This window comes from Paraburkholderia sp. BL6669N2 (assembly GCF_003387275.1).
In the GTDB taxonomy this organism is placed as follows: domain Bacteria; phylum Pseudomonadota; class Gammaproteobacteria; order Burkholderiales; family Burkholderiaceae; genus Paraburkholderia.
On record NZ_QUNA01000002.1, the window covers coordinates 1,759,955 to 1,783,144 of the forward strand.

Annotated in this window: 18 protein-coding genes and 1 pseudogene; 6 read left to right on the forward strand and 13 right to left on the reverse strand. The window is 60.8% G+C overall.

The genetic code is table 11. The features are described 5' to 3' along the window. Positions 1-273: 273 nt before the first annotated feature. From B0G80_RS30380 to B0G80_RS30420, 9 genes are all read right to left on the reverse strand, one after another. Complete coding sequence (locus B0G80_RS30380) at positions 274-900, reverse strand: SDR family oxidoreductase (RefSeq protein WP_258879080.1); 627 nt, start codon at positions 898-900, stop codon at positions 274-276. 494 nt (positions 901-1,394) lie between these two features. Continuing rightward, positions 1,395-3,398 carry a hydantoinase B/oxoprolinase family protein gene (locus B0G80_RS30385; RefSeq protein WP_116121640.1) on the reverse strand — a complete coding sequence of 668 codons (2,004 nt, stop codon included), beginning with the start codon at positions 3,396-3,398 and terminating at the stop codon, positions 1,395-1,397. Between the two features lie 71 nt (positions 3,399-3,469). Then, complete coding sequence (locus B0G80_RS30390) at positions 3,470-5,509, reverse strand: hydantoinase/oxoprolinase family protein (RefSeq protein ID WP_116121641.1); 2,040 nt, start codon at positions 5,507-5,509, stop codon at positions 3,470-3,472. Between the two features lie 54 nt (positions 5,510-5,563). Next, positions 5,564-5,959 (reverse strand): GNAT family N-acetyltransferase, encoded by a 396-nt coding sequence (locus B0G80_RS30395; protein ID WP_181920098.1) that lies wholly within the window; start codon positions 5,957-5,959, stop codon positions 5,564-5,566. Positions 5,960-6,133: 174 nt separating this feature from the next. Continuing rightward, positions 6,134-7,594, reverse strand: a complete 1,461-nt coding sequence (locus B0G80_RS30400; RefSeq protein ID WP_116121643.1) for an aldehyde dehydrogenase family protein — start codon at positions 7,592-7,594, stop codon at positions 6,134-6,136. A 223-nt stretch (positions 7,595-7,817) separates the two neighbouring features. After that, positions 7,818-8,972 carry an FAD-binding oxidoreductase gene (locus tag B0G80_RS30405; protein WP_116121644.1) on the reverse strand — a complete coding sequence of 385 codons (1,155 nt, stop codon included), beginning with the start codon at positions 8,970-8,972 and terminating at the stop codon, positions 7,818-7,820. After that, positions 8,969-10,399, reverse strand: coding sequence for an NAD(P)/FAD-dependent oxidoreductase (locus B0G80_RS30410; protein WP_116121645.1), 1,431 nt, complete (start codon positions 10,397-10,399; stop codon positions 8,969-8,971). The genes B0G80_RS30405 and B0G80_RS30410 overlap by 4 nt, the downstream gene beginning before the upstream one ends. Beyond that, positions 10,381-10,689 (reverse strand): (2Fe-2S)-binding protein, encoded by a 309-nt coding sequence (locus tag B0G80_RS30415; protein ID WP_116123773.1) that lies wholly within the window; start codon positions 10,687-10,689, stop codon positions 10,381-10,383. The genes B0G80_RS30410 and B0G80_RS30415 overlap by 19 nt, the downstream gene beginning before the upstream one ends. 222 nt (positions 10,690-10,911) lie before the next feature. Beyond that, positions 10,912-12,489: an ABC transporter substrate-binding protein gene (locus tag B0G80_RS30420; RefSeq protein ID WP_116121646.1), complete on the reverse strand. Its 1,578-nt coding sequence runs from the start codon at positions 12,487-12,489 to the stop codon at positions 10,912-10,914. Positions 12,490-13,038: 549 nt separating this feature from the next. Between B0G80_RS30420 and B0G80_RS48300 the strand changes: the two are divergent. Then, positions 13,039-13,228, forward strand: a pseudogene (locus B0G80_RS48300) (DSD1 family PLP-dependent enzyme); the annotation flags it as partial. 94 nt (positions 13,229-13,322) lie between these two features. Here B0G80_RS48300 and B0G80_RS30435 read toward each other — a convergent pair. Next, positions 13,323-13,877 carry a phosphate-starvation-inducible PsiE family protein gene (locus B0G80_RS30435; RefSeq protein WP_116123774.1) on the reverse strand — a complete coding sequence of 185 codons (555 nt, stop codon included), beginning with the start codon at positions 13,875-13,877 and terminating at the stop codon, positions 13,323-13,325. A gap of 649 nt (positions 13,878-14,526) precedes the next feature. On the opposite strand from B0G80_RS30435, the gene B0G80_RS30440 reads away from it, so the two are divergent. The 3 genes from B0G80_RS30440 (at position 14,527) to B0G80_RS30450 (ending at position 16,623) form a co-directional block, all read left to right on the forward strand. Continuing rightward, positions 14,527-14,769, forward strand: a complete 243-nt coding sequence (locus tag B0G80_RS30440) for a hypothetical protein (protein ID WP_116121647.1) — start codon at positions 14,527-14,529, stop codon at positions 14,767-14,769. 280 nt (positions 14,770-15,049) lie between these two features. After that, positions 15,050-16,291 carry an NAD(P)/FAD-dependent oxidoreductase gene (locus B0G80_RS30445; protein WP_116121648.1) on the forward strand — a complete coding sequence of 414 codons (1,242 nt, stop codon included), beginning with the start codon at positions 15,050-15,052 and terminating at the stop codon, positions 16,289-16,291. A 59-nt stretch (positions 16,292-16,350) separates the two neighbouring features. Beyond that, the gene (locus tag B0G80_RS30450; protein ID WP_116121649.1) at positions 16,351-16,623 is read left to right on the forward strand and encodes a UBP-type zinc finger domain-containing protein; all 273 of its coding nucleotides are present in this window, start codon (positions 16,351-16,353) and stop codon (positions 16,621-16,623) included. A gap of 53 nt (positions 16,624-16,676) precedes the next feature. On the opposite strand, the gene B0G80_RS30455 is transcribed toward B0G80_RS30450, so the two are convergent. From B0G80_RS30455 to B0G80_RS30465, 3 genes are all read right to left on the reverse strand, one after another. Continuing rightward, on the reverse strand, positions 16,677-19,511 hold the full coding sequence (locus B0G80_RS30455) for an ATP-dependent Clp protease ATP-binding subunit (protein WP_116121650.1): 2,835 nt from the start codon (positions 19,509-19,511) through the stop codon (positions 16,677-16,679). A gap of 324 nt (positions 19,512-19,835) precedes the next feature. Then, positions 19,836-20,471 carry an Hsp20/alpha crystallin family protein gene (locus B0G80_RS30460; protein ID WP_116121651.1) on the reverse strand — a complete coding sequence of 212 codons (636 nt, stop codon included), beginning with the start codon at positions 20,469-20,471 and terminating at the stop codon, positions 19,836-19,838. Between the two features lie 143 nt (positions 20,472-20,614). Next, positions 20,615-21,190 carry an HdeD family acid-resistance protein gene (locus tag B0G80_RS30465; RefSeq protein WP_116121652.1) on the reverse strand — a complete coding sequence of 192 codons (576 nt, stop codon included), beginning with the start codon at positions 21,188-21,190 and terminating at the stop codon, positions 20,615-20,617. Between the two features lie 294 nt (positions 21,191-21,484). Here B0G80_RS30465 and B0G80_RS30475 point away from each other — a divergent pair, with 294 nt between their 5' ends. Then, a complete protein-coding gene (locus tag B0G80_RS30475; RefSeq protein WP_116121654.1) occupies positions 21,485-21,922 on the forward strand; it encodes a PRC-barrel domain-containing protein in 438 nt (145 codons plus the stop codon). A 374-nt stretch (positions 21,923-22,296) separates the two neighbouring features. Further along, complete coding sequence (locus tag B0G80_RS30480; RefSeq protein ID WP_258879081.1) at positions 22,297-23,112, forward strand: AraC family transcriptional regulator; 816 nt, start codon at positions 22,297-22,299, stop codon at positions 23,110-23,112. Positions 23,113-23,190: the final 78 nt, after the last annotated feature.

A 23,190-nucleotide genomic window follows, 5' to 3' on the forward strand; every position in this document is an offset into this window, starting at 1 on the left:
GAACGCTTCGAAGCGTCTGGGCAGATCACATCGACATGATTTGGCTCTCAGGCCAGTCTAGCCATGGCCCACGCGCGCTTCTTTCCGGTTTCTGCTCAGAAGTGTCGCGATCCTGCCGTTGCCCATGTCTTCCAGTACCGCACAATCCGCCGAATGCCAGCAGGGGACTCAGGCTGCGGCACGCGCGCAGAGGGCTCGTTCACAGCCGAGCGACTTGCGACCAACGACCCGGGTGCTGCAGTGACGTAAACCTCTCCGGCGCGGCGCGCAACGTCAACGAAGCGCGGCCAACGCGTCGTCGATCGGTTCACTGCCACCGGCAAAACCGAAGATGGTGTTAACGACGTTCAACCTGAGCGCTTCGAGCACGACGTCGGCAACATCCTCGCGCGCCACGGGGGCACGAGCCGACTGCGCGTCGATCACGACCTCAATCGTCCCGGTACCCGGCTCCATGGTCAGCGTGCCGGGACGCAGCACGAGATAATCGAGCCCACTGCCGATCAAATAGTCGTCGGATGCACGCTTCATCTGCGCGTAATGCCGAAGCTCATCCGGTGCGCGTTCAGGGGCGTATGCCAGCAAGGTGCTGACAACGATGAAGCGGTCCGCGCCATGTTGCTTCGCATAATCCACCGCCTTGATGATCGCGTCCCGATCGATCTGAGTCTCCTGTGCGGCGCCCTCGGTTTCAGCGGATCCTGCTGTGAAAATAACTGTATGAGCGCCCGCGAGCGCCGCGCCGAAGTCCTGTGTCAGGTCGACCATCGCAACGGTCGCGCCGAGGCCTTCGAAACGGGCCCGCTGCGCCTCGTCGCGCAGCAACGCGCGGAACGGAATGCCCGCACGGTGCAATTTCTCTGCCACCAGGCGACCGGTGCGGCCGGTGGCGCCAATCAATGCAATGCTCATCGTGTCTCTCCTCGGGAAAGCGTCAGCACAGCGAAAGCTTGGGGCATTCAGCTGACATGTCTTCCAGGAGCCGCGTTATCGCTTAAGATTCGTGGCGATTGTGAGCCCATCCAACCCACGCGCGCCGCCACATTCGCCGCGATGCATCTTCCATGTGACCGAACGGTTCCCATGAAGGAAGTCTAGTGCGCTCGTCCGGCCTGTGCGCAAGATCTTTTTCGAGCCTTGAGCGCCACGCATTGCCGCTGTAACAACTTGAATCGCTGCTCTTCGGCAAGCACTTGTTACCACTCAATGACGCCGCTCTGCACATTTTCCCGCGCTGGAACCATGTCCGCGCCGGAGACCGATTTCGGCAGGTTGACAACGCCTTATGATCGAATTGCGTGCTATACGCTGCGTGCTTGTACGTGCACGCAGCGCGACGGCCATCGTAATCGCCTGATCTCTCACACCACTACGCGGCCGAAATGCCTTCAAAGCTATTCAGGCCTGGGCGTAAGCACAGGATATTTGCTGCGGATCGCGCTGAAGATTTCCTGCATCTGCGTTCGCAAGTCGACTGACATGCCCGTCTGCGCATCGACCACCATGAAGATTTGACGCTTGATGAAGTGACGCCACGCAACCGGCAGGCTCGCGAGAAAAGTCGTCATCTCATCATATCGATCGCGTGTCCAGCGTTGTTCGAACGCAGAGCGCGTCGGACCATAGTCGAAATGCTCGTGCCCGCCAGCCACCCCACGCCTCTTCTCGCGATGCGTCGCGGTCAGATCCTGATCGATACACATTTGCACTCCTGTCCCCTTCACCGCCACGCCATAGTCTTCGAGCGCGCGTTCAGGTGAAAGGAAGCCGCTGCGAACGTCCGACAGAACGCGTTGCGCATCGCGCAGAATCGGATCGCCGTAGCCGCCTGCTCCTGGACCAATGACGCGGATAACGTCGCCCGGATCGCACCGGACGACGTCCGTGTTGCCCAGTTCCATGGCAGCGGACGTATCCGGGTTCTTCTGGAAGGTGGACAGCGCCCCCGCACGGCCTCCCTTCACGCCCCACGACGAGAACACTGAACGGTTACGGTTACGCGCCGTCACGATCGTGTTGGGCGTCGACGCGCGGAACTCCATCACCGTGGACATGCCGCCTCGATACTGCCCGGCGCCGGCCGTGTCTGGCCACAGACCGTACCGCAGGAAAAAGATCGGCACTTCAGCTTCGCTGATTTCGATCGGCGTGTTCTTGAGAAACGCCGACGCACCACCGCAACCCTCGACGCCATCTGACACAGGAGTCGCTCCGCCGCCGCCGCCCACCGGCCCAATGGACGCCATGACGGGCCGATTGGCGTGATCGACGGTCTTCACGTTCATGATGGCGTTGCCACCGGGCGCCGTCACGGGGATCCTGTCGGGAAGCGCCAGCGAGAATGCGCCAAACGTGACAATCTGCGTCATCATGCATGTCAGCGAGCGCATACCCACGGCAGCAGGCGCTTCGCAGTTGACGACCGTGCCTGACGGAAGGATCGCCCTTGCCGCACGCAGGGTTCCGGCGTTCATCCAGATACGCGGGTCCAGCGTATAGAGCACGTAGGTCAGGCCGACCAGCGGCAAAGGATGGTGTTCGCGCCCGCCCGTCGGCATGTTCAGCGACGACGCGAGTTGCGGATCGCTGCCGGTATAGTCCAACTCGACCTCGTCGCCCTTCACGCGCAGCGTAAGCGCGATACGGCATGGCACGCCGCCGTCGCCGTCTTCGTCAGCGTAGTCGGCAAAGAAATATTCGCCGTCGGGAATGGTGCGGATAACATTTCGCGCCTGCTGTTCGGCATGGTCGAGAATCGCGCGTGCACCCTCCCTGAAATCTTCCCGGCCAAAGCGCGCGATGATTTCCTTGACCTTGCGCTCGCCGATATTGACGGACGCTATCTGCGCGTTGAAGTCACCCCAGTTCTGATCCGGCGCACGCACGTTCAGGCGCATCATCGCCGCCATCTCCTCGTTCAGAACGCCCCGCCGGTAGATCTTCACGGGCGGTATACGAATCCCTTCCTGCACGATATCGGTGAGCGACCGGGAGAGCGACGCCGGCACGGCGCCGCCTACGTCCGTATTGTGAATATGGCCTGCGACGAAGCACACAAGGACACCGTCGTCGAATACCGGTTTCCAGATATGGATGTCGGGAGAATGCGTGGCGACATGGCCGCTATACGAGTCGTTCGTGATACAGACGTCGCCGTCTTCGTAGTCATCGAACATCTCGATGACCGGAGCATAGTCGATCCCGCTGTACCACGGTGCGCCGAAACTGCGCGGATTGGCGAATGCCATGCCCGACTCGGTCAGGATCGTGCATGAGAAATCTTCGGTTTCCTTAACGAACGTCGAGTACGCCGTTCGGAGCAACGTATAAGCCATTGCGTCCGCGGCGGCGGCGCAGTAGTTGGCAAGAACTTGCAGGTTACGACGGTCAATCGCCATGACGTATGGCTCCTTGAGGGTTTATCGTTGTGCGTGCCCGCGAGCAGCACGGGCGCGACGCAGGCGGGCCATCAATGCATGGTGATCACGAGATTGCCGAATGTATCGACTGTCACGCTCATTGCGGGCAGCACGCATGTCGTGCAATCGTCCTGAGCGACGATCGCCGGACCATCGAAGCATTGTCCCGCAAGCAAATGCGCACGCTGATATAGCGCTACGTTGCGCACTTCCCCGTCGACGTATGCATCGACGAACGCAGCGGGCACTGGGGCAGCCGTACTGTGTTCGATGCGCGCGAGCGCCGGCTTCGGCGTCTTGCCGGTAATGAGCACGCGCAGGCTGATCATTTGCAGCGGCGCGAGGGAATCGCTGTGGCCGAACAAACGCTGATGCTGCGCGTGAAAGGCAGCGGTGATCGCGTCCAGATCGCCATGAGCGACCCAGTCCGGATCGAGCGGCACTTCGATTTCGAAGGACTGTCCGCGATACCGCATCTCAGTCGTGTACGAGAGCGCGCTTTCCCCTTCGAACTGCTGATCCCGATAGAGCCAATGCTCGGCGCGCAATTTCAGCGCGTCAAACGATTCCTGCAGCAACGCGACCGAAGCCGCATCCAGATCGATGTACAACGTCTTGATGAAGTCGTTCTTCAGATCGGCTATCAACCCGCCCAATGCGCTCAATACACCTGGTGTCGGCGGAACGATCACGCCTTTGATATTCAGTTCGCGTGCGAGAAAGCACGCCATCATCGGGCCTGCACCGCCGAATGCGAGCAGATAGAATTCGCGCGGATCAATGCCGAAGCGCGACATCAATCCGCTGGTATCGGCGAACATGCCCGATACGGCAATCGTAATGATGCTCTCGGCGGTTTCGAACAAACTCAGATTCAGCGCGTCTGCGAGCGGCGCCAATGCGGTTTGCGCCTTCTTCACGTCGATGTTCACGGCGCTATAACCCAGCTTGCTATGGCCGATCAAACCGCAGGCGGCGAACGCGTCGGTCACCGCCGGCCGGAGTCCGCCCTTGTCGAAGCACGCCGGCCCCGGACTCGATCCCGCGCTTTCGGGGCCCACCTGCAGCACGCCGAGGTCATCGACCCACGCAATCGACCCGCCGCCCTGGCCGATCGACGTGACGGACACAGAAGGGATGAAGATCGGGAACTCGCCGATCAACTCACCTGCACCATATTCCGCCGCGCCATCCACAATGACGGCCACGTCGGCGCTCGTGCCGCCAATGTCGAGGCTCAGTATCCTGGGCAGTCCCATCATGCGTGCCAGATAGCCGGCGCCGATCACGCCGGACGCGGTACCCGACAAGATCATCTGCACGCATTCTTCCTTCGCCTGGCGCGCGCTCATCACGCCTCCGTTCGATTTCGTGATGCGCGGCGGCACGGGAACGCCGACTTCGTTTAGTGCTTCCTCGAAAGCCGTGAGATAACGGGCTACTTTCGGCTGCACATAGCCGCTGATCACCCCGGTCACGGTTCGCTCATATTCGCGGATGATGGGCCACACGTCGCTTGAACAGAACACCGGAAAAGAAGGCGCGATATCCGCGATCGCCGCTTTTGCGGCCCGCTCGTTCTCCGGATTGCGATAGGAATGCAGAAAGGAGATCACGATGGCCTCGCAGCCCTGCTCCCGTGCCTGCTCGAAGGCTAGCATGACGGCTGTGGCATCGACCTCCGTGAGAACCTTGCCGGCGGCGTCGGTACGCTCATCTATTCCAAATACCGAATACCGCGGAACCAGCGGAACCGGGCGGCGCGCATACAGGTTGTGAAAGCGCGGCATCTTGAGACGGCCCAGCTCCAGTACATCCTCGAAATGCCGGGTGGTGAGAAGCGCCAGTTTGGCGCCCTTGCGCTGAATGACGGTATTGACGCCGACGGTCGTCCCATGCGTGAAGTAGCTGACGTCTGCCGCGGCAATACCATCGCGCTCGGCGAATACCGCCATACCGGTCCTGATCTCCGCGCCCGGTTCATCGGGCCGTGACAACACCTTTAACGGTCGAATCGTGTTGTCCTTTTCGTCCAGCACCGCGAAGTCCGTGAACGAACCGCCAATATCAACTCCAACCCTGTAGGCCATGTTAGCTACCCTGAAAAGAATGCTTTCCCGCTGCTCGTATGACGCTCGATGCGCTCACTCGGCGGCCTTCGTCATGAGGAGATCGGTATATCCGACGCGCTTGAAGCCGACCTTTTCGTAGAGCGTATGAGCATCCCGGGTCGACAGCATCCATCGGCGCACGGGTACCAGGTCAGGATGCCCGCCAATCGTCTGCATAAGCCACAGGCCCAGACCCTGCCCACGATATGCACTTGCCACGATCACGTCGCGTACATAAGCAAACGCGACGCCGTCCGTGACGACTCGTGCAAAGCCGATCTGCCGCGAGCCGTCATACAGCCCAAACGCCACGGATCCGGCTATTGCTCGCCGCAAAGCGTCGGCCGTCGATTCTTGCGCCCAGTAACTTTCCTCGATCAGCAAACGCTGGGTAGCCGGCACATCGATACGCTGCCGGTCGGTATCCACTTCGAAGCCATCGCGCGACCAGCGCGCCGACCCGGATTCGAAAGGCAAAAGCTGAAATGTGGGACTTGACGGTGTCATGACGAGACCTGGTGGATCGCCCTGCCGATCGGTTTTTCGGTTACGACGATAACGTAGGCAGATCCCAGTTTTCCTGGGATCAAAGCCACGCCTGGATCATCCGTGACCAAGAATAGCCTTCGTTTCGAGGTACTCTTCGAATCCTTGAACACCATACTCGCGTCCATTACCGGATTGCTTATAGCCACCGAACGGCGCGTGCGGATCCCATGCCGGATGGTTGATATGAACCTGTCCCGCGCGAATGCGAAATGCCACCGCGCGCCCGGCGTCGAGATCCTGGGTCTGCACGTGGGCACCCAGTCCATAGGGCGTGCTGTTCGCTATCTCGACTGCCTGGTCGATCGTGTCGTAGGGAATGATGCAAAGAACCGGACCGAAGATTTCTTCCTGCGCGATCCGCATCTGAGGTAGTACCTCGGAGAAAATCGTCGGACGGGCGAAGAAGCCTTTGCTGAAACCTTCCACCCGCCCGGGCCCTCCGCAAATCAATTTCGCTCCACTCTCCACGCCCGCGATAATCATGGTCTGTACGCGGTTGAACTGGGCCTCGTTGGCGATGGGCCCTAATACCGTCGCGTCGGATTGGGGATCGCCCACGACAATTGCTTCAGCGGTTGCCACGGCCAAAGCTTCGACATCCGCAAGTCTGTCGCGGGGCACGATCATCCGCGTGGGTGCGCTGCATGATTGCCCGACGTTGCGAAAGGCGGACATCACGCCGAGCGGTACGGCCTTTGCGAAATCGGCATCAGGAAGCATGACGTTCGGGGACTTGCCACCCAGTTCCTGAGCGACACGCTTGACCGTCGGCGCTGCCGCCTGGGCAACCAGCACGCCGGCGCGGTTCGACCCGGTGATCGAGATCATGTCGACATCCACGTGCTCCGCGAGTGCCGCGCCCACTTTCGGGCCGGTGCCATTAATCAGATTGAATACGCCTGGAGGAACGCCGGCGTCGTGAACCAGTTGTGCGAAGACCTGCGCGCTGAGCGGCGACAATTCGCTCGGCTTGAGGACCACCGTACACCCGGCCGCGAGCGCCGAAGCCACCTTTGCGGTGATCTGGTAAAGCGGCCAATTCCACGGCGTAATGAGCGCGCAAACGCCGATCGGCTCACGTGAAATTGCCGTGCCGTTATTGACGGACACAAAGCGATATTGCGAAACCACGTCGCGTGCGATCCGAACGTGCTCGGCCGCAAGCGGAACCTGCAGTGAACGCGCGAAAGAAATTGCAGCGCCCATTTCAAGCGATATTGCCTGGGCGAACATTTCCTTTCGTTCGAGAATCAGATCATGCATCCTGCCAAGAATGGCGACGCGCGTCGCCACCGGCGAGGACGACCAGCCATCGAACGCCGCGCGGGCAGCACTGACCGCGCGATCGACGTCCTCGGAGGAACCCAGTGCTATCTCTGCGACGGGTTCCTCCGTCGCGGGATTGATAACCTGCATGAATGTGGGCTTTGCGGGTGCAATCCAGCGGCCGTTGATATAGAAACGCTGGCATGCGACCGGATCGACGTTATAAGCGTTCGTTGAGAGAGAAGTCATCGCACACATCCAGGAAAAATTAATAAGCACCGACAATCGGTTGAACGCGGCGCGCGGGCGTTCATATGGGTAACGGCGAGCCCGCGTGCAAGCTATCAAAAATGCGTGGCCGGCCTGACGCGGGCGCTTTTCAGGAAGGCACTCGGGGTGATGTGCAAATACGAAGGCACGTAGCAAAATCTGTGTAGAGCGCGGCGCGCAGGCGTCGGCGCCTTTGACCGTGCTATGCCGCCACCGCTGCGGACGTCGCCGTTGCCGCAAACCGTTCGATTGCAAATGCGTCTATCGGCGTGCTGGTTGCGCCGGTATCGATAAGCTCGGCCATGACGTCGCCGACGCCCGGGCCCAATTGGAAACCCGCGCCGCAGAAACCGAATGCATAGTAAAGACCATCCACCTTGTTGCTCGGCCCCATGATTGGGCGATCGTCCGGCATATAGCCCTCCACGCCGCTCCACACGCGAATGATATGCAGCCGAGTCAGCGCTGGCGCCACGCGCGCCAGTTGACGGAATTGGATCAAAGGACTTTCCGGCAAGACTTTTGCGCGACGCTCGTCAAGGTAGGCGGGCCCACGCGCGCAGCCCCCGATCACAATGTTTCCGCGTTTGACCTGCCGGAAATAGACGACTTCTTCGAGCAACGGTGAGGTCACGCCGACCACCTCGCGCAGTCCATAAGGCATGGGTTCGGTCACGGCCATCTGGGGCGCCCGCACGGCAATCGGAACGGCTTCACCGAATTGTTCGCTTAGCTGATTTCCCCACGCGCCCGCTGTAATCAGCAGATTCGGCGCGCAGAATTCGCGACCGTCGGTGCTTCGTGCGCGAAATGTATCGCCGTCTTTCTCGACGACGGCAATCTCCGTGTTCTCTTCGATACGCGCGCCCGCGCGTGCCGCAGCTCGACCGAACGCTGGCGCGGCAAGGCGCGGATTCGCGTGACCGTCCAGCACGGAGTGGGAAGCCGCACGCACTTCTTTGCCCAGAAATGGGAATTTGGCACGCATCTCGGTGCCGCGATACAGATCAAGCTTCAGTCCATAGTGACTGGCCTCACGCGCATAGATTTCGAGCGCGTCGTCCTGTTCCTGCCGGTAGCAGACACGCACGTGTCCCGACGGCAGAAACTCTGCATCATGACCGATTAGTTCCGGGAGTTTTCCCCAGATCTCGCGTGAGCGGTTAGCAAGAGGCAACTGCGGCAGAAAGCGCCCCTGACGGCGTACGTTGCCGAAATTCGTGCCGCTCGCCTGCTGGCCGATCAGGCCGCGCTCGAGCACGATGACAGAGCGTCCGCGCTGGCGCAGGAAAAACGCCGCCGCCGCGCCCATGAAGCCACCACCGACAATGACCACATCCGCCTCTATCCGCTTCATTCTTCCTCCAGCGTCGTAAGCGCGGTATGCCCAGCCACGACCTGCGTCGCAGCCAGGGTATCGGAAACCGTTGAGATCGCAAATGGCTTCACGGGTGCCTGACCGCGCAAGCGGCCGACCTGTTCGAGTGGCACGCCTGATTCGCCGGCGATCACTTCAGCCGCGGCATGGCCGCAATAGCGCCCCTGGCAGCGGCCCATGCCGACACGGCTGAATGCCTTGGCACGATTCGCTTCGCGCGCGCCCTCGTCGCGAACCACCCGCCGCAATTCGCCTGCCGAGATGCCTTCGCATCGGCAGACGATGGTGTCGTCGGAGAGCGCGGCCGCCTGCTGGGCCGGCCAGGGAAACGCGATGGCGAGCCCTGCGCGGAAACGGTCCATTTTCTCCCGTGTGCGAATCAGGGACGCGACCCGCGCTGTATCGACAGCGCTGCCGAGGTCCTGCAACACGGCGAACGCTGCGAGCGCCCCCGCGGTTTCGGCGCCGTCCGCGCCGAGCACACGCGCACCATCACCTGCCAGATACACGTTTTTAACCGAACTGCGCCCCATCTCGTCGAGCTGCGGTAGCCACTGGCGCGTCGATGCATCGAATGTAAAAGTACAGCCTGCGAGGTCCGCGAGTTGCGTTTCCGGCCGCAGGTGATAACCCAGCGCCACCGCGTCGCACGCGATGCGATGCTGCGCGCCACGTGCCGTGCGATAGCTCACGCCGTCCACGCCCCGCTGGTCATCGCCGTGAATCTCCACCGGCACGATGCCCGTCTCGATCTTCACGCCCTGCTTCCTGAGCGACGAGACCAGCGCCGCGCCCTTGCGTAGTACATCGGGCCGCGCAAGCAGCTTCGGCAACGCACGCAGACGCTTGCCGAATGGCGAGGTGTCCAGCACCGCTGCGACTGTTGCACCCGCCTGCACATACTGGCTCGCGACGAGATACAGCAACGGCCCCGAGCCCATGAATACCACGTTGCTGCCGATCGCGCACGCTTGCGCCTTGAGCGCGATCTGTGAGGCACCGAGACTATACGTACCGGCCCGTTGCCAGCCTTTCACCGGCATCAGCCGGTCGGTCGCGCCCGGACACAGCACCAGCGCGTCGAACGGATGCTGGCTCGCCACGCCCGCGTGCGTGGTGTGGAGTGTGCCGCCTGCGAAATTCCATGCAAGGGTTTCAGATTGATAGTCGATACTCGCGCGAAGGCGTTCGAAGCTCTCGTGCAGGTCGAGCGCACGCGGCGCCTCGGTGCCATACAGCTTGCTGTACGGGCGCGTGAACTGATCTGGCTGGCGCCGGTAGATCTGGCCGCCGTCGCGCCTGCTTTCGTCTATGACAAGCGGACGCAATCCGGCGTCGACCAGCGCCTGAGCGCAGCGAACCCCAGCCGGCCCCGCGCCGACAATGATCACGCGAGGTTCGGCCATTGCACCTCCGGCTGGCGAGTCACCATGTTCAGATCGGCACTGACCATTGTCGTGCAGGCTCGCATGCGTTCGCCATCCGTGGTCCACACCCAGCAGTCCTGACACGCACCCATCAGGCAGAAGCCGGCGCGTGTTTCCGGACCGAACTCCGAATGACGCACATGATCCGTGTTGCACAGCATGGCTACGAGAAGCGTATCGCCTTCAAAGCCTGTGACGGTTTCTCCGTCGATGCAAAACCGGACCGGAGTCCGCGCCGTTTCTGACAGCCGAACGAATTTGGACTTCATGCACATGACTCCCAACGCACGCCGCACGCGCGGCGCTGATCATGAAAGGATGCGACCGCACTGAGAGACATTTAATCACCTTAAAAACCCGGCGTTGTGCCGTATTCGTGGGCGTGCTGCACAGATCTCACCGTTTTGCGGACGCTCCGCAGCACACGATGCGGCGTCAGGACATCGGTCAATTTATGTCGGTGCGCCGGTCACGCGCTTTACCGCGCGGGCTTACGCGTTCCACCATACGTGTTCGGCAAACGAAAAGCCCATCATCGCCCCCGTTGGGATCGACCCGAGTCCTTGCAGACGCTTGTCGTTCGCATCGAGAATACTGATGAACGCCGGAATACCGATGCTGCCCTGCGTCGCAACGATCTGCTGCATATCACCGTACATCTGCTTGCGTTTGGTCTCGTCCGTTTCCGATCGTGCAGCGACGAGCAACTGGTCGAACTTCGGATTGTTCCAGCCCGACTCGTTCCATGGCGCATCCGATTTAAAGAACTGCGTGAACAGGACGTCCGCGCTCGAACGCGGATTCACACTGCCAAAGCCAAGCGGATGCTTCATCCAGTGATTCGACCAATAGCCATCGGCGGGCACGCGATTGATCGTCACGTTGACGCCGATCTTCGCGCCCGTCTGCTGCAGAAGTTCGGCCATCTCGATCGAGCCATTTGCGTCGGGCGTCGCGTAGATCGGAGGCAACGCCGGGCCGATCGCATTCGCCTTCTTGAAGTAGTACTTGGCCTTGTCCAGATCCACCTGCCGTTGCGGTACCGACGCATTGAAATAGCGATGCCCCGGCGGAATCGGCTGGTCGTTGCCGATCACGGCATAGCCGCGAAATACGGCGGTACGGATCTGCTCGCGATCGAACATGTATTTCATGCCCTCGACGAAGTCCGCATTGCCGGAGAGCGGATTGTCATGTCGCATGATCAGATCGCTATAGAGCCCCGACTTCGTTTCGAGCACCGCATAGCCCGGCGTCGACGCGATTCGCTGGGTCGAACGGGGATCGACGGAATTGATCAGGTGCACGTCGCCGGCCAGCAAAGCGTTCACACGGGCGGCGTTATCGCCGATCCCGATGAGCTCGATCTGGTCCAGATAAGGCAGACCCGGTTTCCAGTAGTTCTCATTGCGCACGCCAATGGTGGTCACACCCGGCTTGAACGTCTTAACCTTGTACGGACCAGTACCGATTCCCGACGAGAAGTCGGTCGTACCGTTTTTGACGATGACGAACTGCGGCGTGGCGAGGATGACCGGCAGGTCGGCATTGGCCGACGCCAGCGTCAACGTCACTTCGTTTGGACCGCTTGCCTTGATATCGGTGAACTGATCGGCGAGCGTTTTCACCTTCGAGCCAATCGCAGGATCCTTGTGGCGCATCAGCGAATACACGACATCCGCCGGTGTCAGCGCCTTGCCGTCATGAAAGGTAGCGCCCTTGCGAAGCTTGATGATCCAGACGCGACCGTCGGAAGTATCCAGCGCTTCCGCAAGATTCATCTGCGGTGTCAAGCTTTGGTCCAGTTGCGTGAGTCCGCTGTAGAACATGAAGAAGCGAATGTAGTCGGACCCTGCGGAGCCCTTGGCCGGGTCCATGGTGTCCGCACTCGATCCGGCGTCGTACGCCACCCGGATCGCTCCGCCCTTCTTGGGCGCCGGCGCGGCGATCGCCGACTTCGCACCGGCGAACAGTCCGCCGGCGCCAGTGGCAAGCATTCCGCCGGCGGCGAGAAGACGCATCATGTCGCGTCGGCTGATACCGCCATTCTTGATCTGGGCGTCGTTCATGCGAACTGCTCCTTACATAGAGAGATTGATGGTGCAATGACAGCTGAACTGGCGCGGCCTCGTGCGATGCCGTCTCTGTTGAAACTTGACGCCCGTTGCCTGGAACGGCTTCGCAACGGACTCGTGACGAACCAATTTAATCACCCCAAAAAATGGCCTTTATTGCAAACGCGGCATCCCAACCATTCAAATCGATCGTTCTTGGTGGGGTGCACAGCATGATTTGCGTGGCGGTGCGGGGGAGGATGTTGTCTGTCGATGCGTCGCACCGACCTCAAACCTGGCGTTGCGAATCGACGCGCTTATTTTTGTGCGACAGCTTAAATCTCAATCTTCAGACCGAAGTGGAGTGCGGGAAGCGGCACGGCGGTGGGAGCGGGTTCGGCGTCTCCGACCCGGCCTCACACGAAAATCAGGTCTTGTGCAATTGAAACATGGCTGTAGTGGCCGCCCGGCTTTGCCACTGCCGCCGGATTGACCGTCCGCGGGAACTGATCCATGGGGGCACTCGAATCTGGAAACCGGCGAATTCGCAGCCACCGGTTTTGAATGGCCGCCGGGGCAAGCGGCATTACCGTGTTCACGCTGAAGGAAGCCGAGCAGTTTTTGCGAGCGGCATTCGTGACATCGTCTACGCAATGAGATGTGGCGCCGACCAGGCTCTCACGGGGCGCTTGCGCTGCGGGGAAAGGACTGCGGACTGAAAATTGTTGCCGACAGCGTCGCTTGCGCAACAGCCGACCGGACTTCCCGCGACCGTTGACGCCGTCCGGCGGATGGACGCTTACACTGCCGTCACGAGACGAGCGCGGCGACTCAAGTTAATTGTCGGGCTAGTCGCCTTCGCGGGGCGCGCCGCCTTGCTGTCGCTGTGCGCGCAGCATGCGATCACGCTCCGCTCGCGCGGCGTTCGGTGCGTCGACCGGGTCATCACGCTGCCGCATCAGCCAGTAGACGCTCCCCAGCGCCACCAGCGCAAATGCAAGCGCCGCGATCTGGGCGGGCGCACTGGCCGGATCGAGAATGATGAATTTGCGGGCGATAGCCAGTAGCGCGACCAGAAGCACCGTTTTGACCTGCACGATGTGATCGCGCCGCGCCATCACGCGCGTAATCGAATGTTTGAATTCCATCGCGATCAGCAGCGTCATGACCATACCGAAGACAGTCTGATACACCGCGTGATCCAGCGGGTTGAGCGCATCCGCAACCAGCAATGAAATCACCGCCTGAATCAACTGCCAGAGCGACACGAGGATGATGATGGAAATGACGACGCTCAGCACATGCGCGACAAGCTGCTCGAATCGCTCATAAAAGGTGAGCATCGCCCACTGCAGACGCAACGCATCGAGATCCTTGCGTAGCCAGCCCTTCTTACTTTCCATGATTTGACTCCCGGACAGCCGTCGCTGCGCCGCGAACGCACCGCGCGCGCATGGATTGCACATGCACCGTGCACAGTTCATTCGACGCTCGGGTAACGCACATGCTACGGTCTTTCGCGCTTGCGGCTTCTCGCGGATAGCTGCCCAAAGCGGAACTGACATATCCAGTGATTGATAACAGAGGCCGAACTATCTCGCGCTTCTGATACAGGTTCCTGTCATGTATTCGAAGAGGTACTAAGCCTCGAGCAGCAGTTCCATGCACTGTACCCCAACGAGCGCAAGATGGAATACGCGATTTCGGCGGTGTTACGGGGATTGCCTCACTGCCCGCCCCACCCGTGATGTGCCGACAGGTCGTCAACCGCTCATAAGATGTGTGCAGCTCTTGCCTCGCGTGACACACGGTTTCAATGTAGCCTCGCGCGCGACACGCGCGGCTCATTTCCGGGTCTTTCTGGCTTTTGCGCATTTTCGGAGCAGCTTTGTTGCGTGCACTCCCTTGAGTGCGGTCCGCAGAAGCGAGCGATTGTCCAAACATCCCCGGATTAGCGACTAGACTTAAAGCATCGTTGGCGCATGCTCACGCGAAAGGAACGTATGCGCCATTCAGTCACGAACCGCACATGCGACCGAGAGAGGCAGACCGATGGGGAAAACCGTTCGAACCGCTGAGCAGATTCGCGACGAACTGCAGAACCGCGTGGCAAAAATCGCCGCGGACGTGCCGGGCGCTTTGCGCGTGCGCATACCGCTACCGGAGCGGTGTCCGCCGGACGCATCCGGCCGCAACTGGAACATCGTGCCGCTCAACGACCTCGGCGCGGATTGCGCACATCATGTCCAGAAGGCGATCGAAGACATGCGTACCGAGTTCGTGCTTCCAGATTGACGCCTTGATACGAAACCGGAGCGGCCCGTGCGAACGCACGCGTTTGAACATCGAGCCTGCGGGATCGAGCAGAACGCATACGGTGCGTGGCAGGCAGTCGCACGACCCGACGTGATGGAACCTTTAGCGGAAAGCGAACAAAACCGGGCGGTATCGCGAAAGACGCCTCTTACCATGCGCTTACGATGCCTGAATATGGCGATCCGCACTTATCCCGGCGCGGCCACCTGCTTGGGAAACGCGTGAAACGAAGGAAACTCCCACCTCAAAGGCGAATAGCATGGTCACGGTCAGGATCTATGGGCCAATGCGCAGCGCAAATGGCTACGCGCTACGCGACTTCCTGCATCGCTGCGATATACCGTTCGAATGGATCGAACTGCGCAGCGATAAAGAAGCGGAGGAACTGGCGCACGTGCAGCATCTTTCCGATTCGCGCTTGCCGGTCTGCGTCTTCCACGACGGCACGCGGCTCGAATGTCCCACCATCCGGCAAATCACCGAGAAGCTCGGCTGGTTCGCAAGTCCGTCCCGTGAGGCCTACGATCTCGCGATTTACGGCGCGGGACCGGCGGGTTTGAGCGCGGCGGTGTACGGTGCATCGGAGGGACTGCGTACGGTACTGGTGGAGCGTTGGGCACTGGGCGGCCAGGCAGGCAGCAGTTCCAAAATCGAGAACTACCTGGGCTTTCCACAGGGCGTGAGCGGTGTGGACCTCGCTGAACGGGCGCGCGTCCAGGCCGTCAAGTTCGGCGCCGAAATCCTGCTGGCGCGCGCCGGCGTGCACGCGGAGTTTCCGCCAGGGCGTGGCATCGTGTATCTGGAAGACGGCACACGTATCACGGCGCGCACGTCTATCTGCGCGACCGGCGTGGCATATCGCACGCTAGGGCTGAGCGGCGAAGAGCGCTTTCTCGGCGCGGGCCTTTATTACGGCGCCGGCGCGAGTGAGGCCGAACTGATCCATGGCGAAGACGTATATGTGGTGGGTGGCGGCAATTCGGCCGGACAGGCCGCCATGCATTTTTCGCAGACCGCCAGCCGCGTCTACATGCTCGTGCGTGACGCATCGCTCAAGAACACGTTGTCCCACTACCTGATGGATCGCGTCACGTCGGCGCCGAACATTGAAGTGCGCACGTGCACCGAAGTTACCGCGCTTGCAGGCAGTGACGTGTTGCAGGAAATCACGCTGACCGATGTGCGCACCGGCCGGCAAAGCACGGCAAGGACGAATTGGCTATTCGTCTGCATTGGTGGCGTGCCGCAGACCGAATGGGCGCAAGACGTCGGCATTGTCCGCGACGAAGGCGGCTATCTCGTGACCGGTCCCGACCTGCTGGAATATCGGGCGACCCTGAACTGGCCGCTCGAACGCGCGCCGCTGCATCTGGAAACATGTGTGCCCGGCGTATTCGCAGCTGGCGACGTGCGTCACGCATCGATCAAGCGCGTGGCGTCGGCGGTCGGCGAGGGAGCGATGGCGGTGGCGCTGGTGCATCGCTATCTGAATAGCGCCTGAGCGTAAGCACAACAACCTTGGTCCGCACGTCTGTGCGCACCTGTCCGAGGAGTACCGTCATGACCCCTGGTTGCACGCACCTGGGCGAGGCCCGCATTCTCCACACATCCATCGACTATTGCGAGGACTGCGTGAAGCTTGGCCAGCCGTGGGTACATTTGCGGCTTTGTCTTTCGTGCGGCCACGTCGGCTGTTGCGATTCGTCGCCCAACCGGCATGCAAGCAAACATTTTCACGCGACAGGCCACCCGCTGGTACGTTCAATCGAACCCGGCGAAACGTGGATCTGGTGTTATCGCGACGAGATCATCGCAGGTGAACTCGAATCGTAACGGCGACGTAGCCCGCACGTGCGAGCGGCGTCGCGTTCCTGAGCATGCCGGCGTCACGCATGCGCCGGTGCCGGCTTCGACGCCTCGCTGGGCGCTTCTGTGCGCGTGGCGCCTTTCTGCACACGCACAGAGTGCGTACCCGAGTCGTAGACCATTGTGACCTTGTCGCCGTCGCGCACGTCGCCTCCCAACAGCGCATCGGCGAGTTGCGATTCCACTTCAAGACGGATCTTGCGCTTGAGCATCCGCGCGCCGAATTCGGGGTCATAGCCGATCTGCGCAAGGTGATCGCGCAAGCCATCGTCGAACGACAGATCGATGCCCTGGGCCAACGCCGTGCGTCGCACGCGCGCAAGTTGCAGATCTACGATGCTGCGAATCTGCTCCTTGCCGAGCGCATGAAACACAACCACTTCGTCGACGCGATTGAGAAACTCCGGCTTGAAATGATGCCGCAGGATTTGCATCAACCGGTCGCGCAGCTCAGGATAGTCGAGTTGCTTCGAGTCTGCCTTCATATTGTCCTGGATCAACTGTGAGCCGACGTTGCTGGTCGCGATGATGATCGTGTTGGTGAAATCGACCAGACGGCCTTTGCCGTCGGTGAGCCGCCCTTCGTCGAACAGTTGCAGCAGGAGGTTGTGCACCTCGGCGTTCGCCTTTTCGATTTCGTCGAGCAGCACCACGCAATATGGCCTGCGCCGCACGCGCTCGGTGAGTTGCCCGCCTTCCTCGTAGCCGACATATCCGGGCGGCGCGCCAACCAGCCGTGCCACCGTGTGGCGCTCGGAATACTCGCTCATGTCGATACGCACTAGCGCGCTCTCGTCGCCGAATACCGAAGCGGCAAGCGCCTTCGCGAGTTCGGTTTTGCCCACGCCTGTAGGTCCAAGAAAGAGGAAGCTCGCTGTCGGCTTGCCGGCCTCCGTCAAACCGGCGCGCGAAAGCCGCACTGCTTTGGCGACCGCGGAGACGGCTTCATCCTGACCGACCACGCGCTCCTTCAGGCGGTCTTCCAGTCGCAGCAGCTTTTCACGGTCCTCAGCCGTGAGTTCGGATAACGGTACGCCCGTGAGCGACGAAACAATCTGCGCAATGTCTTCCGCCGTCACTTCCTGTGAACTGGTGCCGCGCTCCTTCTTCCACGTTTCGGTAGCTTCGTGCAGGCGTTTTTGTTCTGCGACGAGTCGTCCTTCCAGTTCCTTGGCTTTGTCGAATTCTTTAGCAGCGCTGGCCGCGTCCTGTTCCTGCTTGATGCGGCGGATGCTCGCCTCGACATCGTGCAAGGGCTGCGGACGCGAATTCGACGAAATGCGCACGCGTGCAGCGGCCTGATCGAGCAAATCGATTGCCTTGTCTGGCAGAAAGCGTGCGGCGATATAGCGATCCGAGAGCTTTGCCGCAGCAACGATCGCCTCTTCGGTGATTTTCACCTTGTGGTGCGCTTCGAGCCGATCCCGCAGGCCGCGCAGAATTTCAATCGTTTCCTCGACACTCGGCTCAGGCACCATGACGGGCTGAAAGCGCCGCTCCAATGCCGAGTCTTTCTCAATGTACTTCTGGTATTCATTCAACGTGGTCGCACCCACGAGGTGCAGTTCACCGCGAGCGAGCGCGGGCTTGAAGACATTGCCGATATCGAGGCCGCCTTCGCCGCCGCCCTGGCCGGCGCCGACTATCGTATGCAGTTCGTCGATAAACACGACCAGACGGTCCTGATTCTCGATGATCTCATCCAGCACCTGCTTGACGCGTTCCTCGAACTCGCCGCGATATTTCGCGCCTGCCACGACGCTATTGATATTCAGTTCGACCACGCGCTTGCCGCGCAGCACTTCCGGCACCTGGTCCTGAGCAATGCGTTGCGCGAGGCCTTCGACGATAGCGGTCTTGCCCACACCGGGTTCGCCGATCAGCACCGGATTGTTCTTGCGCCGCCGCGCGAGCACTTCAATGGTGGTTTCGATTTCCTTGTCACGGCCGATCACCGGATCGAGCTTGCCTTGACGCGCAAGCGCGCTGAGATCGCGCGCGTACTTGTCGAGCGTGGGCGTGGTGGAGCGGTCTTCCATCTTGCCGTCTTCGGCACCCTTGCCGACCACCTTGACTGCTTTTTGCCGCAGCGATGGCGACGACAGCCCGAGCTTGCGCAGCAATTCACCTGCAAAGCCGTCTTCTTCCTCCACAAGCCCAATCAGTATGTGTTCTGGTCCCACATAGCTGTGACCCAGTTCCAGCGACGCCTTCAACGCATTTTCCAGCGTACTTTTGGCGCGTGGCGACACGCCGATCTGCTCGTTGTCGCTCGGCTCCTTGCGGGTGCCGCGCGGCGCGGTCTGATCGATGGACTTCTTGATCTCTTCGGGATCAAGCTTGAATTCGCGCAGGATTTCCTGCACCACATTGTTATCGGCGAGCGCCAGCAACAAGTGTTCCGTATCGACTTCGTTCTTGCCGTATTCGACCGCTGCTTGCGCCGCGGCTTGCAGGCGGTCCAGACCGCTCTGGCTCAGGTACGTCTGCAGGTCTACCGCTTCACGCGCCCGGCGATGCCGGCGTGTCCGGCCGGCTGGCTGCGCGCCCGTTGAATCGCCGATTTGCCCGCTACCGGGGCCTGTATCCTGATCCGCGCCGCCGGGCTGTCCGGGCGCGCGTCTGATGCGTGGCCGGCTACCGCGCCCGCCTTCCAGTTGTGGCCACATGTCGTCGAACAGACTGTCGAAAAGTCCGCCGTGAAAGAGGGACTCGAGCGGCGACAGGCGGCGCTGATTGCGCGCCATGAACTCCATGTAATGCTCATCGCACAGCATCAGCTGACGGCGTTGACCGTTTTCGGTGATCGTGATCTGCGAAGTTGCGGGCTTCCCACAAACACTGCACTCGGCCATGATGATCTCCTGTTCGTCCGTGAGCGCATCGCTTCCCGGGCGGGTAATGGGTGGTGGAAAATATTTGTTCCGCTGCTTGTTCCGACGCCCCTTGTTCGCGCGCTGGGCTCGCGCTGCACCCGAAGCAAGCAATTAAGTGGACGGCACGTGGCTTGATCGGTTGTTTCCCCGACACCCAGTTCCGTTAGCTATGCGCAGGAACGCATCGGCATGCTCAATCCAGCGCCGCGCGGTGCGTCGTTCGTGCCGAGGCGTACCGCGACTTCCTCCAACGGCCATCGTCCAATTGCCAACGATAGGCCTGACCGCGGAGTGCGGAGTGCGTTATTTGATCTCAATGCGCCGCTTCGCGGCTGGTTCCGCGGCCGCTTTGGGGACACGCAGCGTCAGCACGCCATTTTCAAATCTGGCCTCTGCCCGATCGAGATCGATGCCCGAGGGCAGCGGAACCGCACGCTGAAAGTCTCCAAACGACCGCTCGACCCGATAGCATCCCTGTTCTTCGCTCGTCGATTCGAAGCGCTTTTGGCCGCTGATGATCAGCATGTCTTCAATCACTTCCAGCTCGACGTCGTCGCGGGTCATGCCCGGCAATTCGGCGACAATACGCAGCGCGTCGCCTTCGTCGGTGACGTCGATCCGTGGTTGAAACTCGCTGGCGCTGAAGTCGCCGAACCAGCTTCCGAGCGGTCCACGGCCGCCGAACGGATCACGAATCAATTCGGCGAACAGATGAATAGGATCGGGCAGCGGCCAGCTGGCAGACGCGAGTGCTGCCGGCGCAGCAGCGGTTGCCATCGGTGCCCCGTCGCCCGTTTGCGTGCCGCCAGTCTGCTGCGTATTTTGCCGTGCGCTTTGCTGACTGGTGCGCGACGCACCGGCGGGGCCGGATGCGTTTTCCTGCGCGGAGTGCGAGCGCAAAAACCGGAACGGATTCCATTTGTCGAGATCGAGAAGCATGTGATTCTCCTTGCGTCAGGTACGCCAGAGCCAGCCCAGAGGCTGGACCACTGGAGACGACGGGTAGTCCATTCGACCTCCGGATGCGAGGGGCGCGGCTGCTGTCGTGGCCGGGTGACTATGCATCCCCGCGCGCGGTGCGTTTACGGATGCAATGGCGCGTGTGGCTCGCCGGTCAGGCTGTCATGATGCCAGGCGCGCGCAGTGATGCCGAGTACGAACAGCAGCGCGCCCGTGAACAATGCATACACGCCGATCAGCCAGACGAGCGCTAGTGCGCCGGCGCCGGGAAAGAGCAGCACGAGGATGCCGAACAGCACGGATAGCACTCCGGTTAGCACCAGCATCCACGCATTGCGCAGGCGCCTATGCAGCCGCGTCGCCGAGATCAGATCGAATACGCCGGTGATTATTGCGTTTGCGCCGATGACGGCGACCAGCACGAGCGCCGTAATGCCCGGCACCAGCGCGGCAATCACACCGGCGCCGATACTGCAGATGCCGAGCAGCAAGGGCACCCACCAGCCGCTGTGCGTCGCGCGGTAGCGGATGGCCGCCACAATCGCGACAATGCCGCCGGCGATTGCGTAGGCGCTAAAGAGGGTGATGAGGAGCAGCAGCGTGAGACCAGGCCAGAATAGCGCCAGAGTGCCAAACAGCAGCGCGACCGTGCCACGCAGAATGAGCATCCACCAGGCGCGTCCAAGCAGTTCATCCATGTGGGACTCCAGGCTGTGCCGTCAGGCGATGGACTTCAATCTACGCTCCACCCATCGGCGATTCTTTCGCGTTTCTGCCATGTCTTTCGCAATTCTGCGTTGATTCTCGACGCGTGCTGAATGGCGTCCAGTCGGCGTCGCAGATGCACCAAAATAAACCGATCCATCACCGTTTTTTTATAAACGCTCGCCGTGAGGAGTTCTAACATGAACTTATGCCGCGCACGGTCCGGCATTAGCGTGATCATTGCTGGCCCGGTGTCGCACCGTCGGCACGATAACGAAGGGAATCTCATGAAAACGAATCTGCTTGTATGGCTGCTCGCGTCGTCGCTCACACTCCCGCTAGTGGCGAACGCCCAGGTGGCCGGCACCCAGCCGCTCGGCGTCAGCGTGGAAGAGTCGGCGGCGATCGTGGCAGGCTGGAGCGTGAGAAAGTCGGTCATGAACAAGCCGGTCTTCAACGAGCAGGGTGAGCGAGTCGGCGTCATTCATGACATTATCGTGGCACCTGACCGGTCGGTATCGTTTGCAATCGTCGCCGCAAACCAGTTTCTCGGGGTGTCGCATCACGACGTGGCCATTCCGATCGAGCAGCTCGATTTCAACAATGGCAAACTGGTGCTTGCCGGTGCGACGAAAGATGCGATCAAGGCGCTGCCCGAGTTTCAATACGCAAAGGTACGCGCGACACCCAAGGCAAGGTCCGACTACAACAGCGAGCATCACTGACCTATGTCTCGCATCGTGCGTGATCGATTCATTTGGCGTGCGGCACGCTCGTTCCAATGGGCGGTCCGCCGATTAGTGCGCCGCCGGGTGACTGTTCGTCGTGCCGCAAGCGGGCGGTAATTCATGTCACAACTCGGGGTCATAGATCACCATCGTCGGTAACAGATGCCGCCGCATCCCATACCTTTCAGACAGCCCTCGGTCAGGCCATAAATCGATGTCATTCTTGAGCCCGCATGCGCGGTCGGGATCGCGATGATCGGTAGGCGCGGGTGGAGCGTATTACGAATCTGCCTTAAGCCGCCTTGAAATCGACGTAAAGTTAGGTATGCGACGATGCAAGGAGAAAACGTCCGCTCATTATGGAGTAAGCAATGGGATCGACCCCGGATCACAAGTTACGCTGCCAACCGATGAACGTCGTTTTCACCCATGGCGGGCTGCATTCGGTGCAGGGATTTCGGCTCGTTATACCGACGGGTGGCACTGTTGTGCAGGCTGCGGGCTGCGACGAGGGCGGAATGAGTCAATCGATCCTGATAAGTGCACCGTTTGTCGCGGTTATTCCTGCCGGGGTGCAATTGGCCACCGTTGCTGACAACGATCCCAGAGGATGGGTTATCGCACTCAAACCGGGCGTTCTTGGGCAAGTCTCGCAAGAAGCGTTTGGCGCGGTTCCGAAATGGTCCAAGTCCTGGGATCCGTTCCTGCGCGAGGCCGCGGATACATTGGGTGCTTTGCATAACGCGGATCTCATCGACGCTGCCTGCGCCGACGCCTTTGCCGATGTCATCTCGGTGCACATCGCTTTGCGCTACGGGCACTGCGCGGGCGCGGTCGAGCCGGACATGCCGCTTACGCGTCAGATGCTGACTCGCATTCAAGCCTTCGTTCATGAGAACATCGCCGAAACCATTCTGGTCGAGCAACTCGCAGTTCTGGTGAACATGAGCGCATCAAACTTTGCACGCGGTTTCAAAACGGCGACAGGTAACCCGCCCCATCTGTATGTGACACTCGAACGAGTGAAATTTGCCAGGACGATGTTGTGCGAGGAGACCATTCCCCTCGTCGACGTTGGCGCGCGCGCCGGGTTTCAGACTCAGCAGCATTTCACCGACGTGTTTCATCGATATACCGGCGTGACGCCGCGCGCATTCCGACTGGCACACCGGAACGTCGGTAGCTGACTGACATGACGATGAAGAACGCTGGACACCGATTTACCCGGTCCCCACTCTGCCGCCGATCAACGAATTTTCCTGCCC